Consider the following 14812-nt stretch of genomic DNA (forward strand, 5'->3'; position numbering starts at 1 on the left):
CTTGAGAAGAACGGAATTCCCCATGTCTCGGATCACCCGGGTCGCCCTCGCCATCGGCGCCGGTGTCGCCGCGCTCGCCGGCAGTGTGACCCCCGCCTCGGCCGACGAGGCCCCCCGCGCCGCCGCCCCCTCGGCCGTACAGCTCAAGCTCGAGCACAGCGGCAAGTGCCTCACCATCCCGAACGCCAGCTTCCGCAACGGCGTCGACGCCGTCCAGTCCACCTGCGTCGACGGCGCGGAGAACCAGCTCTTCGACGTGGTGTCCGCCGGCTCCGCCACCTTCGAGCTGCGGGCCAAGCACAGCGGCAAGTGCCTCGACGCGGAGAGCGCCGGCGTCAAGCCCGGCACCGTCGTCCAGCAGTGGTGGTGCGTCGACGCCGCACCGCAGGAGCGCTGGCGCCTGGTGATGGTCGACGTGGTCAACGAGCTGTACGAGCTGCGTCCCGCCCATGCTCTGGACAAGAACCTCTGCCTGGACATCTCGGGGGCGAGCAAGGACGACGGCGCGATCGCGCAGCTGTGGACCTGCAACGGCTCCGGCGCCCAGAAGTGGCGTCTCCAGCCGGCCAAGTCCGCCTGAGCACCCAGAACTTTCGAGAGGAAACCGATCCCATCATGTCTCGGATCATCCGGGCCGCCCTGGCCGTAGGCGCCGGCGTCGCCCTGCTGGGCGGCGCCGCGACCACCGCGTACGCGGACGGTGGCACCACCGCTGCCGCCGAGGCCGCCCGCCGGGCCACCGAGGCGGCTCGCGACGCGGCCGCCAAGTCGGCCGCGGAGCGCGCGGCAGAAGCGGCCCGCAAGGCGGCCGAGGCCGCACGAGCGGCCGCCGAACGCGCGCAGCAAGGGCCCCAGGCGGTCGTCACCCTGCAGCTCGCGGCCAGCGAGAAGTGCCTGGAAATCAACAACGGTGCCAAGGACAACGGCGCCAAGGCACAGCAGTGGACCTGCAACGGCGACAACGCCCAGCAGTGGCGCATGGTCCCCGCCGCGGACTCCACCTACGAGTTCCAGTCCGTGCCCAGCGGCAAGTGCCTCGAAATCCAGGACTGGGGCACCAAGGTCGGCGACGACGTCCAGCAGTGGGACTGCCACGGCGGCGGGAACCAGCGCTGGCAGGTCGTCCTGGTCGACCACGACAAGAAGCTCTTCCAGCTGCGTCCCCAGCACGTCCAGGACTATTGCCTGGACATCCCCGGGGGCAGCAAGGAGAACAACGTGAAGGCCCAGCAGTGGTACTGCAACCAGACCGACGCCCAGCTGTGGAAGATCCAGCCGGTCAAGTGACCTCGCGGTCCACGCCGCGCGGGTGCGGCGGATAGACAGCGCGGAGGGACAGCGTCTTGACCAGGGCGCTGTCCCTCTCCGTATGGGCGACTGCAATGAGTTACACGTTCTTGAGGGGGAAGAGTGAGTCGTCAGTGGTGGGTCGCGCAGGCGTTGGCGGTCGGCATGCTGACCGGCGGGGTCGCCGTGGCGGGGGTGGCGCCGGCATGGGCGGACACGCGTGTCGTGGCGGCCGTCGAGGCCGACCAGCCGACCGATGAGGCAGCGCTCGCGAAGGCCGCGGCGGCCCAGGAGGCACGTGACTACGTGCTCGGGCAGGCGAAGACGCATCCGGCGGCCGAGGTACGGACCTCGGCGTGGAACGCCCTGCGCAACACCCGGGGGGACGAGGCCATCGCGGAGTGGCTGGCGCCCGGCGGCGGCTTCGACTCCGCCAGACAGCGGGCGAAGGACACCCGGTCCCGCAACAGGGCCTTCTGCGAGCGGGTGGTGCGTACGCACACCGTGGAGTTCTCTCCCGAGGTGCGGTCGGCCGCCGAGCGCGCGCTGAAGGGTACGGCCGCCGACCAGGCGGCGTTCGTGAAGACCGGGTACGCGGAGGCGCAGCAGCGCGACCGGGCGGCCCGGGAGGCCGATACCCGGCACAAGCTGGAAGTCGCCGCGAAGGACCGGGGCTTCGTGTCGTCCGTCGCCGAGCACGACCCGGGTGAGCAGGTGCGGGTCGCGGCGCAGTGGGCCGTGCGACCCGGCGCCACGGACGCGGACATCGCGGAGTTCTTCGGCTACGGCTGGATGACGGGCGCGACGCTGGACGCGGAGGCCTTCCGGACGCGGATCGCGGATGCGGAAACGGTCCGGCAGGCCGCACTGTCGCGTCTGGTCAAGGAGGCCGACGCGGCGGAGAGGGCCGTGAAGGGGTCGGCGGACGCTGCGAAGGCCCGGGCCGAGGCCGAGCGGGCCTGGAAGGCCGTGGCCGACCACTCCGAGGCCGCGCGCAAGGCGTGGCTGGCCGAGCAGGAGGCGGCCGCGGCGCAGGCGGAGAACTGGAAGAACATCGCCAAGGCCGCCCAGGAGAGCTCCGACGAGCTCTGGAAGAACATCGGCCGGTCGGCCGAGACCACCCTGAGCACCTGGGCCCAGGGCCAGGAGGGCGCGCTCAAGTCGCTCACGTTCTGGCAGGGCATGTTCGACATCGCCCGCAGCGGCGAGGACCGCGTCAAGGGCTGACCTCTTCTTTTCATGTCTTCCGGCCGGCCTGACCCGCCGGCCGGATTTTCCCGACCGCTTCGGCGGCTTCGCCCTGCCCGCGTACGCGGGTTCAGGGGCATTTTCTGTTTCTTTTTTCCTATGGGGGGTTCTTCCCGTGATGGGCAGATTCCGGCCGAGGGCCGGACGGCTACGCGGTGACGTGGCCGGAGTGATGAGAAAGGCCGTTTCCACGGCCGTTGTCGTCGCGATATTGGGTGGTACGACGGGGGAGGCCACTGCGGCCACCAGGGCGCGTGCCGAGGCCGCGTCCGTATCGCCGAAGGAGGCGCTGGCGGCGCTGGACAAGCTGGCGGCGGCATTGCCGAAGCCGTCGTCCGGGCCGGCTCCCGCGCCGCGTACGGAGCTGGACAAGCTCAGTGCCGATCGTGACCGGCAGCTGGTCGAGGACTTCGCGGAGTTCGACGCGGAAGAGGAAGTCCGCGAGGCCGCGAAGAAGGCCCTCGCGAGCAGCGACCCGAACGCGATCCGGGAGTTCCTGGCGCACGGCGAGGCCGAGGCCCGCAAGCGCGCGAAGGAGAAGAAGGACGGCGCGGACGTCAAGAACCGTGCGGAGATCGAGAAACTCCGCGGGACGGGCGGCGCGTACTTCAACGCGGAGGTCGAGCGCGTCCTGGGACCGAAGGCGACCGCGAAGGACCGGGCCGACTTCCTGGCCTTCGGTGCGGCGATCGCCAAGCAGCGTGACGAGGCGGACAAGCAGAACGCGGCGAAGCGGGCCGAGGAGAACCGCAAGCGGGTCGAGATGCTCGCGGCCTCCGGTGGTCCGGAGGTGAAGAAGGCCGCGCAGGCAGCCCTGGACACCAAGGACGACGCGAAGATCGCGGAATTCCTGGAAAAGGGCTACCAGATCGCGGCCCAGAAGGACGCCGACGCCCGCGCGGCCATCGAAAAGGCCCAGAAGGAGGCGCAGGAAGCCGCGCAGAAGCTGCGCGAACTCGCCGAGAAGGCGGCGCGCGCGGCCGAGGCGCGTACGAAGCTGATCGCCGCACACGGCGATGCGGTCAAGGCGCTGAAGAACGCCTCGAACGCGATGACGCAGGCGGCGGCCGCCGCGCGGCAGGCGGACCGGATGCTGTCGGCCGACCGCGCCGGCAAGAAGCTGTCGTCCTACGACGACGTCAAGGCCGAGGCCGCCCGCCAGGTCGAGAACGCCGGTGTGGCGGCCAAGCAGGCGCAGGTCGCGGCCGCGCAGGCGAAGGTCCAGGCCGACGTCCTGGTCGAGACCGGCCTGACCTACGGCGCCCAGTGGTCCGAGGTCGCCTCCGGCATGGCCGCCGCCGCCGACGCGGCGGTGAAGGCGAGCGAGACCGCGCAGCACGCGGTGGACGCCACCGAGGCCGACGCCAAGGGCCTCAACGCCAAGAACCAGGCGGAGCTGCACGAGCAGCAGGCCAAGCAGTGGCGTGCCAACGCCGAACAGCACGCCGCCACCGCGGCGAAGCTCGCCGAGGCCGCCGAGAAGCAGGCCAGGATCGCCGCTGATGCCGCCGCCCGTGCGCGCACGGCGCGCATCGCGGCGGAGCAGGCCGAGGCCGAGGCGTGGGAGCACGCCAAGAAGACCCGCGAGGCCCGCCAGGAGGCCGAGCGCCAGGCGAGGATCGCCGCCGAGCAGCGCGCCATCGCCGAGCGGGAGCGCGACCTGGCGGCCGCGGCGCGTGCGCGCGCGGAGCGCGAGCGCGACATCGCGGCGGCGGCCCGGGCTCGTGCGGAGGCCGAGGCCCGTACGGCGTCCGCGGCACGGGCGGAGGCCCAGGCGGCCGCGGCCACGGCGGCGGCGGCCCGGGCGGACGCCGAGAAGCAGGACGGGATCGCCGCCACGGCGGACACGAACGCCCGCACTATGGAGACCGAGGCCCGCGAGGCCCGGGACCGGTCGTACGAGGCCAGGCGGAACGCCGACGCCGAGAAGTCCCGGGCCGAGGCCACCGCGTCGATGGCGGCTGCCGCCAAGGGCACCACGTACTCCGTCGAGGCCAAGGCCGCCGCGGCCGCGGCGCGATCGGATGCCGATACGGCCGAGGCCGCCGCCGGTCAGGCGCAGGGTGCCGCCGACACGGCCAGTGGTGCGGCGATCCGGGCGCGTTCCGCCGCGACGGAGGCCGCCGGTGCGGCCGCTCGTGCGCGTGCCGCGGCCGCCGAGGCCACCGCGCACGCCGCGCGGGCCAACGCCGCCGCCAACAAGGCCGAGGCCGCTGCCGCCGCCGCGAACGCGGCGGCCAACCGTGCCGAGGCCGAGGCCGCCGCCACCCACGCCGCCGCCCAGCGCGCGAACGCCCAAGCCGCCGAGGCCACCGCGCAGGAGGCCCGTGCCGGCGTCGCCGCCCACGAGGCCGCCCGTCTGGCCGGCCTCGCGGCGATCGAGGCGAACAACGCGCTGCAGGCCGCGAACCGCACCAAGGACGAGGCCGAGGCCGCCACCCGTGAGGCGGCGATGGCCCGTCTCCAGGCGGGCATCGCCGTTCAGGCGTCCACGGCCGCCAAGGCCAGCGCGGCGGGCATCGCCGACCCGGCGAACACCGCGATCGAGCTGACCGCGCCGTTCGCCGGCAAGGACGTCGACGCCGACTTCGCCGCCCAGGTCGCCACCGCCGCCCAGGAGATGGGCGCGGAGCAGGTCGCCTCCGCCCAGGCCAAGGCCGATGAGGCCGTCAAGGCGGCCGAGGCCGCCGAGGCCGCCGCCAAGCGGGCCAACGCCCAGGTGGCGCCGGCCTTCAAGGCCGCCGCCGACGCCGCCCGCTCCTCCGCCAACGCGACGCGCTCCATGGCAGCCGCCATGAAGTCCGCCGCCGAAGCGGCCGCCGACGGCGCCAAGGCCCGGGCCGCCGCGGCCCGCGCCAACCAGGCCGACGCCCAGGCCCAGGCCGACGCCAAGGCGGCCCGCGAGGCCGCCAACCGGGCGTACGCCGACGCGGCAGCGGCCCGCCAGGCCGCCAACGCCGCGGAGGCCGAAGCGGCCCGCGCCCGCGGTGCCGCGGCCGAGGCCGACCAGCACGCCGCGGCCGCCAACAGCGCCGCCAGCCTCGCCGAAAGCGAAGCCGCCACCGCCCAGGCCGCGGCCACCAAGGCGAAGGAGGACGCCGAGGCCGCGAACAAGCTCGCCGAATCCGCCGAAAAGCACGCCGCGTCGGCGAAGGAAGCGGCCGACAACGCCCTCAACTACGCCAAGGAAGCGGACGAGGTCGCCAAGAAGGCCGAGGCCGAGCAGAAGGAGCGTGAGCGCAAGGCCCGCGAGGAGGCCGTCAACGCCGACAAGGCCGGTGGAACCGACCTGACCGACGACGAGATGGAGGAGCTCGAGAAGGAGGGCATCACTCGCGAGGAGTACGAGAAGGCCCTGGGGCTCTCGGAGAAGGGCTTCGAGGACTTCCTGATGGAAATCGGCGGTGAGCTGCTCAAGGAGTACTTCGACGTCGACAACATCAAGAAGTGCTTCGGCGAGGGCAACGTCGAGGCGTGCTTCTGGACCCTGGTGAACAACCTCCCCTGGGGCAAGGCCCTCCGGGCGATCGAGAAGTTCCCGGAGATCGCCAAGGCCATCAAGCGCCTCGCCGGCATCGGCAAGATGATCGAGGAGTCCGCTGCTGCGAAGAAGCTGGTCAAGAAGGCCGATGACATCCTCGAAAAGGTCTACAAGAAGCTCGACTGCCCCAGGAAGCACAGCTTCCTACCCGGCACTCGAGTCCTGCTCGCCGATGGAACGCATCGCCCCATCGAGGACGTCCGCGTCGGCGATCGGGTGGTCGCCACGGACCCGGAGAACGGGCAGACCGACGCACGGCCGGTGACGAACTTCTTCACCACCGAGGACGACAAGGAGTTCACGCGGCTCACCGTCACCACGGCGCAGGGGTCCGCCACCATCACGGCGACCGCCAACCACCCCTTCTGGCTGATGGACCGCAAGGAGTGGGTGGACGCGGGCGAGGTGCGCGTCGGCAACAAGCTGCGCACCCCCGCCGGCTCGGCCCTCGCGGTGACCGGCGTCGTCAACTACCACAAGCGCCAGCGCACCCATGACCTGACCGTCGGGGAGTTCCACACCTACTACGTGGGTGTCGGAGCGACCGACGCCCTGGTCCACAACTGCACCGACATCGCGTCCGCCGAGCGCCGTTTCCCCGATCAGGCACACACCTACAAGGATCACATCAACCCCACCCCGGAGCGGATAGCGGCGAAGCTCGAAAAGGACGGCGTCGTCACCACGTGGGTGGACGAGAAGACGGCTCAGGATGCAATCATTGACGTCGTCAAGCAGAACTCGAAGTTCCTGCAGAACAACCTCCGAAAGATGCGTGACGGGGAAGTCAAGGCGCTACCCGTCAAGAATTACGGTGGAGATTCATTGGGTACCGTCATCAAGAAGGACCCCAATGATCCGACAAAGACGATCTCAACGCCGGCCGGCAGCCGGGTGCAGGTGCTCATCAAGAAGGTCGAGAAGGGTAAGTCACCGGACGGTAAGCCCGTCCCCGGCGGCTACTACATCTACACTGCCTACCCGGTGTAGCAAGAGCGGATGAGCACGAGAAAGGAACCGTCAGTGGAATTTGACTTCGGGTTGACAGCACTGGGGGAAAAGTTCCACATGGACTGGCGGTACGACGGGCCGAACCCTCAGGATGTGGTACGCCAGTGGGCCGGTCTCGTCGGAAGCGACGAGGCCGGTCTCGAGGAACTACGGCTTCTGCGGGAGGATGTACACCTGCTGCTGGCCTCGCCGCTCTCGGACGACGAAATCCATGCGTTGTGGAGAGTGTCGGCGATGTTCTACCCGTACTTTCCGGTGAACGAGGTGGAGCCCCCACGGGGCCGGGCATGGCTGATGGACATCGACCATGAGCTGCGGCCGTATGTACAGCGGTCGGCTGCCGAGTTCCCGACGACGGGAACGGCGCCTGAATCCGCGCGGTCCGCGGTCGTAGCGCTCGCCGAGAGACTGGCGCCCAGGGCGGAGCTCCCGCTCGAGCCCTTGTCCGTTCGGACCGTGATCGCGGCCGTCGGGCGTTGCGCGAGGGAAGTGAGTGCCGCACTCGCCTTCCGGTTCCTCTTGCGTGCCTACGCGGCATACGACAGCCCCGTGCCGTCGGATGCCTGGTCCTCTTTCGAAGCGCTCAATCATTCCTTCGGATACGGAGAGTTCGTACTCGAAACAATCGCGTTTCTCCGGGAGGTCTGACCCGCAGGAACAGCCGATGCCCCGCCGGATTCCTCCGGCGGGGCATCGGTGTTTTCGTTCGTCCTCAGATGTTCGTGAACGCCAGCTTCGCGCCCAGTGCCACGAACGCCCCCGCGAACGTGCGTCGCATCCACGTCATGACCTGCGGCCGGGATATGACGTGGTCGCGGACCGAGGCCGCGAGCAGCCCGTAGCCGATGAAGATGACGAAGGTCATCAGCATGAAGACCGCGCTCAGCTCGATCATGCGCGGCACCGGGTGGGCCTCGTTCGCGCTGACGAACTGCGGGAGGAAGGCCAGGAAGAAGATGGTCAGCTTGGGGTTGAGGATGTTGAGCAGGATGCCCGTCCAGATCACCCGCACCGGGGACGGCGGCTCGCCCGCCTGCTCCTCCACGCTGAGCGTGCCGCGGTCGCGCCAGGTGTTCCAGGCGACGTAGAGGAGGTAGGCGACGCCCAGGAACTTGAAGGTCTGGAAGGCCAGGGCGCTGGTGTGCATAAGGGCGGCCAGGCCCATGATGGTGGCCGCCATGTGGGGGACGATGCCCAGGGTGCATCCGAACGCGGCGACGATGCTCGGGCGGAAGCCGCGCGAGAGGCCGGTGGCCAGCGTGTAGAGCACGCCGGTACCGGGTGAGGCGGTCACGATTAAGGAGGTGACCAGGAATTCGATGCCCACGGGACATACTCCTCTTGCTGCTGTTCTGTGGCGAGTGACGATACGTTTCTACCGGGTCAGGAGGGCCCGCGTCGCCGCCTCGATGTCCGGAGTGCGCATCAGGCTCTCGCCCACCAGGTAGGCGGAGATGCCCACTTGAGCGAGTCGGGCCAGGTCGGCCGGGGTGGACAGACCGCTCTCCCCCACGATCACCCGGTCCTCGGGCACCTTGGGCGCCAGCCGTTCGCTCGTCGCGAGCGTCGTCTCGAAGGTGTGGTGGTCGCGGTTGTTGATGCCGAGGAGGCGGGAGCGCAGCCGGGTGGCTCGTTCCAGCTCCGCCTCGTCGTGCACCTCGACCAGGACGTCCATGCCGAGGTCGAACGCCGCGTCCTCCAGGTCCTTCGCCTCCGCGTCGTCGACCGCCGCCATGATGATCAGGATCGCGTCGGCGCCCCAGGCCCGCGCCTGGACGACCTGGTACGGGTCGTACAGGAAGTCCTTGCGCAACGCCGGGAGTTCCGTTGCCTCGCGGGCCGTCTTCAGGTGCTCCGGGCCGCCCTGGAAGGACGGCGTGTCGGTGAGGACCGACAGACAGGCCGCACCGCCCGCCTCATAGGCGCGGGCGATGAGCGGCGGGTCGAAGTCGGCGCGGATGAGGCCCTTGGACGGGCTCGCCTTCTTGATCTCGGCGAGCAGGGCGTACTCGCCCCGGGCCACGCGGTGTTCGACGGCCGTCAGGAAACCGCGTGGGGCCGGGGCGGCCGCCGCCTCGCGTTCGAGGGATGCGAGGGGGCGGTCGCGTTTCGCCTCCGCGATTTCCTCACGCTTGGCCGCTTCGATCCTTGAGAGGAAGTCCGGCATCCGATTAAGCCCCTTCGCTTCGGTTCGATTCCGTGCGGTTCGATTCCGTGATCAGTCGTTCCAGCCTGCGGTTCGCTTCCCCGCCGTCGATCGACTCCGTGGCGAGCTCCATGCCGTCCTTCAGGTCCTTCGCCCGGCCGCCGACCACGAGTGCCGCGGCCGCGTTGAACGCCGCGATGTCGCGGTACGGCCCCTTCTCCCCCGTGAGGACGCCGCGCAGCGCCTCGGCGTTGGCTCGCGCGTCGCCGCCCTTGAGCGACTCCGGGGCAACACGCGGCAGTCCGACGTCCTCCGGGCTCACGCGGAACACCCGCACCGTGCCGTTCTCCAGCGAGGCGACGGTGGTGGGCCCGGTGGTGGTGATCTCGTCGAGGCCGTCCGAGCCGTGGACGACGAAGGCGCGCTCCGAGCCGAGCTCGCCCAGCACCCGCGCCAGCGGCTCGACCCACTCCTCGGCGAACACCCCGACCATCTGGCGCCGGACGCCCGCCGGGTTGGTCAGCGGCCCCATCAGGTTGAAGACGGTGCGGGTGCCGAGCTCGACGCGGGTGGGGTGGACGTGTCCCGTCGCCGGGTGGTGGTCGGGGGCGAACATGAAGCCGATGCCGGCCACCGCGATGCAGCGCGCCACGTCCTCGGGCCGCAGGTCGATCCGGACGCCCAGGGCGCGCAGGACGTCCGCCGCGCCGCTGCGCGACGACAGCGCCCGGTTGCCCTGCTTGGCCACCGGCACCCCGGCCCCGGCGACGATCAGCGCCGCGCACGTGGAGATGTTGTACGAGCCGGACGAGTCGCCGCCCGTGCCGAGCAGGTCCATCGCCCCCGGCGGCGCCGCCACCCCGCGCATCCGCGCCCGCATGGCGATCACCCCGCCGGTGATCTCCTCCACGGTCTCGCCGCGCATCCGCATCGCCATCAGCAGCCCGCCCATCTGGGAGGGCGTCGCCCGGCCCGCCATCATCAGCTCGAAGGCGCGGGCCGATTCCTCACGGGTGAGGGTGGCGCCGGTGGCCACCTTCCGGACCAGGCCCTTGAACTCCTCGAACCGGGCGTCGTCAGCGTCCATGCCCCTGCCCCTCCCGCGGTCCCCGCATACCCCCGCTGCTCACCGGCAGCGGCTGGTCCCAGTCGAGCTCGACGTTCTCCCGCCGGTACGGCGTCTCATCGGTGATCGCGGTGTCCAGGGTGCGGGCGAAGAGGTGGCCGCTGTGGACGGCCGCCGCGATGATCCCCGGGCCCAGGCAGTCGCCCAGCCGGACGACGCGCCGGATGCCCGCCGCGCCCAGGACGTCCTCGCCGAGCGCGCGCAGCCCGGTGTACAGCTCGTCGCGCGGCACCATGCCGGTGACCATCACCAGCGCGTCCACGTTCACCGCCGTCTCGCGGCCCGTGTACACGCAGGCCAGCCCGGCCACGCCGGACTCGGCCCGGACGAGCGCCGTCGAGGTGTGCACGGCCGCGCACTTCTCCATCACGCGCCGCTGGACGCGCTTCTGCTCCGCCGTGAACTGTGTGAACGACGACACCAGGCTGTCCGGGGTGACGAACGTGACCTCGCAGCCGTGCTCGGCGAGACGCTCGGCGATCACCCCGCCCATGTAGTAGTGGTCGTCGTCGAAGACGACGACCCGGCCGGAGGGCAACCGGCCGGCCATGATGTCGTCCGGGGTGAAGACGGGGGTCTCCGCCGGTACGTCCATCGGGAAGCTGTGGTAGCGGCCCACGCCGTCCGCCCGCCACTCGGCGCCAGTAGCGACGGCGACGAGCGAGCACTCGGCCTCCAGGGCCATCTCCGCGGTGATCTCGTTGTCCGGCAGGAGCTGGACGTTGGGCATGCGGCGCAGCTGGGTGAGCCGCCAGTCGCGCACCCGCGCCCACTCCCCCAGCCCCGGCAGCCGGCTCTCCAGGGTGACGCGGCCGCCGAGTTCGCGGCGGCGGTCGGCGAGGAGCACGTCGTAGCCGCGCTGGCCCAGGGCCCGGGCGGCCTCCAGGCCGGCGGGGCCGGCACCGACGACGAGGACGGTGTCGTCCGTGTCCTTCGGCGGGATGTACTCGGGGTGCCAGCCGCGCCGCCACTCCTCGCCCATGGTGGGGTTCTGGGTGCAGCGCATCGGCACACTCGCCTTGTCGCCGGCGACGCAGATGTTGCAGCCGATGCATTCGCGGAGGTCGTCGAAGCGGCCTTCCTCGATCTTCCTCGGCAGGAAGGGGTCGGCGATGGAGGGGCGGGCCGCGCCGATGAGGTCGAGGGTGCCGCCCCTGATCATGGAGACCATGGTGTCGGGCGAGGTGAACCGGCCGACGCCGACGACCGGTTTGCTGGTGACGCTCTTGACGAACTTGACGTACTCCGCCTGGAAGCCCTCGTCGCTGAACCGGGACGTCTGGCCGTCGTTGTCGAAGTTGCTGAGGTTGACGTCCCAGAGGTCGGGGAGCTCGGCGAGCATCTCGACGACGTCACGGCCCTCGTCCTCGGAGCCGATGCCGCGCGGTCCCATCAGCTCGTCGACGCCGAAGCGGACGGCGACGGCGCAGGTGTCGCCGACGGCCTCCTTGGCGTCCTCGATGAGCTCGCGCAGCAGCCGGGCGCGGTTCTCCAGGCTGCCGCCGTACTCGTCGGTGCGGTGGTTGTGGCGCCGGGAGAGGAAGTGGACGGGCAGCGTCATGTCGTGGCCCGCGTAGATGTAGACGATGTCGAAGCCCGCGCGCTTGGCGTTGAGCGCGGCCGTGCGGTGCCAGCGGCGGGCGGCGCGGATGTCGTCCTTGTCCATGGCCCGGGCGGTGATGGGGAGGTTGCCCCGGACGGCCTTCAGGCTCGGGGCGATCGGTATGGTCCGGCTCTCCAGATTGCCGACGTAGGAGCCGTTGTGGGCGAGTTCGACGCCGGCGAGGGCGCCGTGGCGGTGGATCTCGTCGGTGGCCCGGGTGAGGTAGGGGAGGTCCTTCTCGTCCCAGATCCTGATCTCGCGCTGGTGGTTGCCGGAGTGGTGGATGTCGCACTGCTCGGTGACGACGACGCCCCAGCCCCCCTCGGCCTTGACGCCGCGCATCGCGGCCATCGAGCTGGGGAAGGCCCGGCCCATGCCGTTGCAGTGGGGTACTTGGTAGAAGCGGTTCTTCGCGGTGACCGGGCCGATCCGTACGGGTTCGAAGAGGACGTCGTAGCGGGCGGGGCGGCGGGGTGTGCGGTTCTCCATGCGGACGGTTCTCCAGGTGCCGGTGTTCCGTGGACGGAAGGGGCGCGGAAAATGGCGCGGAAAGGTTGCGGAAGGGACGCGGAAAAGGCAAGGTGCGGGCGGCCCGGTCAGGACTCGACCGGGCCGCCCGCATGCGCGTCAGGCCGTGACGGACCGGCCCGCGGCGGAAGGATTCAGCGGTGGCCTGGAGCCGAAGATCGCGCTGCCCACGCGCACATGCGTGGCGCCGTACTCGACGGCCGTGGCGTAGTCCGTGCTCATGCCCATCGAGAGCAGCTCCAGACCGTTGCGGGCCGCGATCTTCGCCAGCGTCGAGAAGTGCGGCTCCGGCGGCTCACCGGCCGGCGGGATGCACATCAGCCCCACGACGTCCAGGCCGTGGGTCTCCCGGCAGTCGGCCAGGAAGGCGTCCGCGTCGTCCGGCAGCACACCGGCCTTCTGCGGCTCCTTGCCCGTGTTGACCTGGACGAACAGCCGGGGCCTGCGCCCCTGCCGGGCGCACTCGCGCGCCAGCGCCGCGCTCAGGCTCGGCCGGTCCAGGGAGTGGATGACGTCGAACAGGGCCACCGCCTCCCGGGCCTTGTTGCTCTGCAGCGGCCCTATCAGGTGCAGTTCCAGGTCCGGACATCGGCCGCGCAGCTCCGGCCACTTGGCCTTGGCCTCCTGGACCCGGTTCTCGCCGAAGACCAGCTGGCCGGCCTCGATCGTGCGCTCCAGGACGTCGGCGGGCACGGTCTTGGACGCGGCGACGAGCGTCACGGAGCCGGGCTCGCGGCCCGCTCGTGCGCAGGCCTCGGCGACGGCCCGCCGTACGTTCTCGAGTCCGGTGGTGGGGTCGGGGTTCGGATTCATGCTGTCTCCTCATCTCCTCGCACGGAATCCCCTCGCCCGGAATCCCCTCGCGCGTACGAGAACTCCAGCCGGCGATCCGTGGTGTCGATCCGCCGCGCGGCCACGATCCGCACCCCGGCCTCCGGCAGCCCCGCCGTCAGCTCCCGCTCCAGCGCCGCGAGGTCCTCGGCGGCCGTGGGGTGCAGCGCCTCCGCCACGATGAGGGCGCGGTCCGTCTCCTTGGAGACGACGGACAGGGCGCTCTGGCGGAAGGTCCAGCGCCGGGAGTGGGCGTGGCCCGCCGCGTCCGTGAAGACGATCTCCTCGGGGGCGGGGTGCTCGGTCTCGCCCTGGAAGGTCCGGTGGACCTCCGAGCCGTCGGCGTGGCGGACCGTGATGCCGTCCGTGACCTTGTCGCAGTCGAAGACCGCGATGGGGATGGCGAAGGCCATGGAGACGACGTTGAGGTAGTCGACCAGCGGGTGGAAGCCCGGCAGGTTCCGCTCCTTGCGGTAGCGCCGGAGCAGCGCCTCCGAGGCGCACCGGTACTGGGTGGGCTTGAGCCCCATCCGGGAGAAGGCCTCGCGCCAGGCGGCGATCTCCGGCATCGCGGACTCGCTCGCCGCGGCCAGCCGCTCCTCGACGCGGGCGGTGAGCGCCTCCCGGCGCTCCCGGCCGCTCTCGTGGCCGCTGGTCATCGCGAGGACGCCGTCGACGGCCAGGGTGACCGCGCGCAGGCGCGGGTGGGCGTTCCAGACCGGATCGGCATGTGTGAAGTACATGGTTCTGTCCCTGCTCGCTGTACGGGGTGGAGCCGTACGGGTGGACCGGTGGGGCCGGAGGGCGGCGCCGCCGGTGGTCGCCGTCCGGGGACGGCGCCGCCGGCCGGCGCCCCACGGGTGTGCCCGCTACGGGTAGAACCGCTTCCGGTCCCACTCGCCCTCCGGCTTCTCCCTCGTGAATATCAGCCGGTCGTGCAGCCGGAACGGTTTTTCGGTCCAGAACTCCACGTAGACGGGCCGGACTCGATAGCCGAGCCAGTGCGGCGGGCGCGGTACCTCGCCGTCGCCGAAGCGGGCGCTCTCGCGGGCCACGGCGGCCTCGAGCTCGGCGCGGTCGGCCAGCGGCTGGGACTGGAGGCTGGCCCAGGCGCCGATGCGGCTGTCCCGGGCGCGGGACGCGAAGTAGGCGTCGGCCTCGGCGTCGGTGACCTGCTCGACGGGACCCCGGAAGCGCACCTGGCGGCGCAGGGACTTCCAGTGGAGGGCGCCGGCGGCCCGCATGTTGCCGGCGAGCTCCCGGCCCTTCTGCGACCGGCTGTTGGTGTAGAAGACGAACCCGTCGGCGTCGAACCCCTTGAGCAGCACGATGCGGACGTCGGGCAGTCCGTCGGCGTCGGTGGTGGCGATCGACATGGCGTTGGGGTCGTTCACTTCGGCGGCTTCGGCGTCCCGGAACCATTCGCGGAACAGTTCGATGGGGGCGTTCACATCGTGCACGGAATTCACTCCTCGGTTCATTCCTCGCCTC

Annotated in this window: 12 protein-coding genes; 5 read left to right on the plus strand and 7 right to left on the minus strand. The window is 71.1% G+C overall.

What is annotated here, in order from left to right:
- Positions 1–22: 22 nt before the first annotated feature.
- The 5 genes from IE096_RS05045 (at position 23) to IE096_RS05065 (ending at position 7735) form a co-directional block, all read left to right on the plus strand.
- Positions 23–580, plus strand: coding sequence for an RICIN domain-containing protein (locus IE096_RS05045; protein WP_189448720.1), 558 nt, complete (start codon positions 23–25; stop codon positions 578–580).
- A gap of 35 nt (positions 581–615) precedes the next feature.
- A complete protein-coding gene (locus tag IE096_RS05050; protein ID WP_189448722.1) occupies positions 616–1287 on the plus strand; it encodes an RICIN domain-containing protein in 672 nt (223 codons plus the stop codon).
- 123 nt (positions 1288–1410) lie between these two features.
- Positions 1411–2514 carry a hypothetical protein gene (locus tag IE096_RS05055; protein ID WP_229819921.1) on the plus strand — a complete coding sequence of 368 codons (1104 nt, stop codon included), beginning with the start codon at positions 1411–1413 and terminating at the stop codon, positions 2512–2514.
- Between the two features lie 193 nt (positions 2515–2707).
- Positions 2708–7066 (plus strand): polymorphic toxin-type HINT domain-containing protein, encoded by a 4359-nt coding sequence (locus tag IE096_RS05060; RefSeq protein WP_189448724.1) that lies wholly within the window; start codon positions 2708–2710, stop codon positions 7064–7066.
- A 33-nt stretch (positions 7067–7099) separates the two neighbouring features.
- Positions 7100–7735 (plus strand): hypothetical protein, encoded by a 636-nt coding sequence (locus tag IE096_RS05065; RefSeq protein ID WP_189448726.1) that lies wholly within the window; start codon positions 7100–7102, stop codon positions 7733–7735.
- A gap of 64 nt (positions 7736–7799) precedes the next feature.
- Here IE096_RS05065 and IE096_RS05070 read toward each other — a convergent pair whose 3' ends face one another.
- The 7 genes from IE096_RS05070 to pdxH form a co-directional block, all read right to left on the minus strand.
- Positions 7800–8414: a LysE family translocator gene (locus IE096_RS05070; RefSeq protein WP_126916616.1), complete on the minus strand. Its 615-nt coding sequence runs from the start codon at positions 8412–8414 to the stop codon at positions 7800–7802.
- Positions 8415–8462: 48 nt separating this feature from the next.
- Positions 8463–9254, minus strand: coding sequence for an indole-3-glycerol phosphate synthase TrpC (gene trpC / locus IE096_RS05075; RefSeq protein WP_189448727.1), 792 nt, complete (start codon positions 9252–9254; stop codon positions 8463–8465).
- 4 nt (positions 9255–9258) lie between these two features.
- The gene (gene trpD, locus IE096_RS05080) at positions 9259–10320 is read right to left on the minus strand and encodes an anthranilate phosphoribosyltransferase (protein WP_189448729.1); all 1062 of its coding nucleotides are present in this window, start codon (positions 10318–10320) and stop codon (positions 9259–9261) included.
- The gene (locus IE096_RS05085; RefSeq protein ID WP_189448731.1) at positions 10310–12451 is read right to left on the minus strand and encodes an oxidoreductase; all 2142 of its coding nucleotides are present in this window, start codon (positions 12449–12451) and stop codon (positions 10310–10312) included. The genes trpD and IE096_RS05085 overlap by 11 nt, the downstream gene beginning before the upstream one ends.
- A 138-nt stretch (positions 12452–12589) precedes the next feature.
- Positions 12590–13303 (minus strand): YggS family pyridoxal phosphate-dependent enzyme, encoded by a 714-nt coding sequence (locus tag IE096_RS05090; RefSeq protein ID WP_189448733.1) that lies wholly within the window; start codon positions 13301–13303, stop codon positions 12590–12592.
- Complete coding sequence (locus IE096_RS05095; RefSeq protein ID WP_189448735.1) at positions 13300–14064, minus strand: B3/B4 domain-containing protein; 765 nt, start codon at positions 14062–14064, stop codon at positions 13300–13302. The genes IE096_RS05090 and IE096_RS05095 overlap by 4 nt, the downstream gene beginning before the upstream one ends.
- A gap of 126 nt (positions 14065–14190) precedes the next feature.
- The gene (gene pdxH, locus IE096_RS05100) at positions 14191–14781 is read right to left on the minus strand and encodes a pyridoxamine 5'-phosphate oxidase (protein ID WP_229819922.1); all 591 of its coding nucleotides are present in this window, start codon (positions 14779–14781) and stop codon (positions 14191–14193) included.
- Positions 14782–14812: the final 31 nt, after the last annotated feature.

Source organism: Streptomyces abikoensis (assembly GCF_014648775.1).
Lineage (GTDB): Bacteria > Actinomycetota > Actinomycetes > Streptomycetales > Streptomycetaceae > Streptomyces > Streptomyces abikoensis.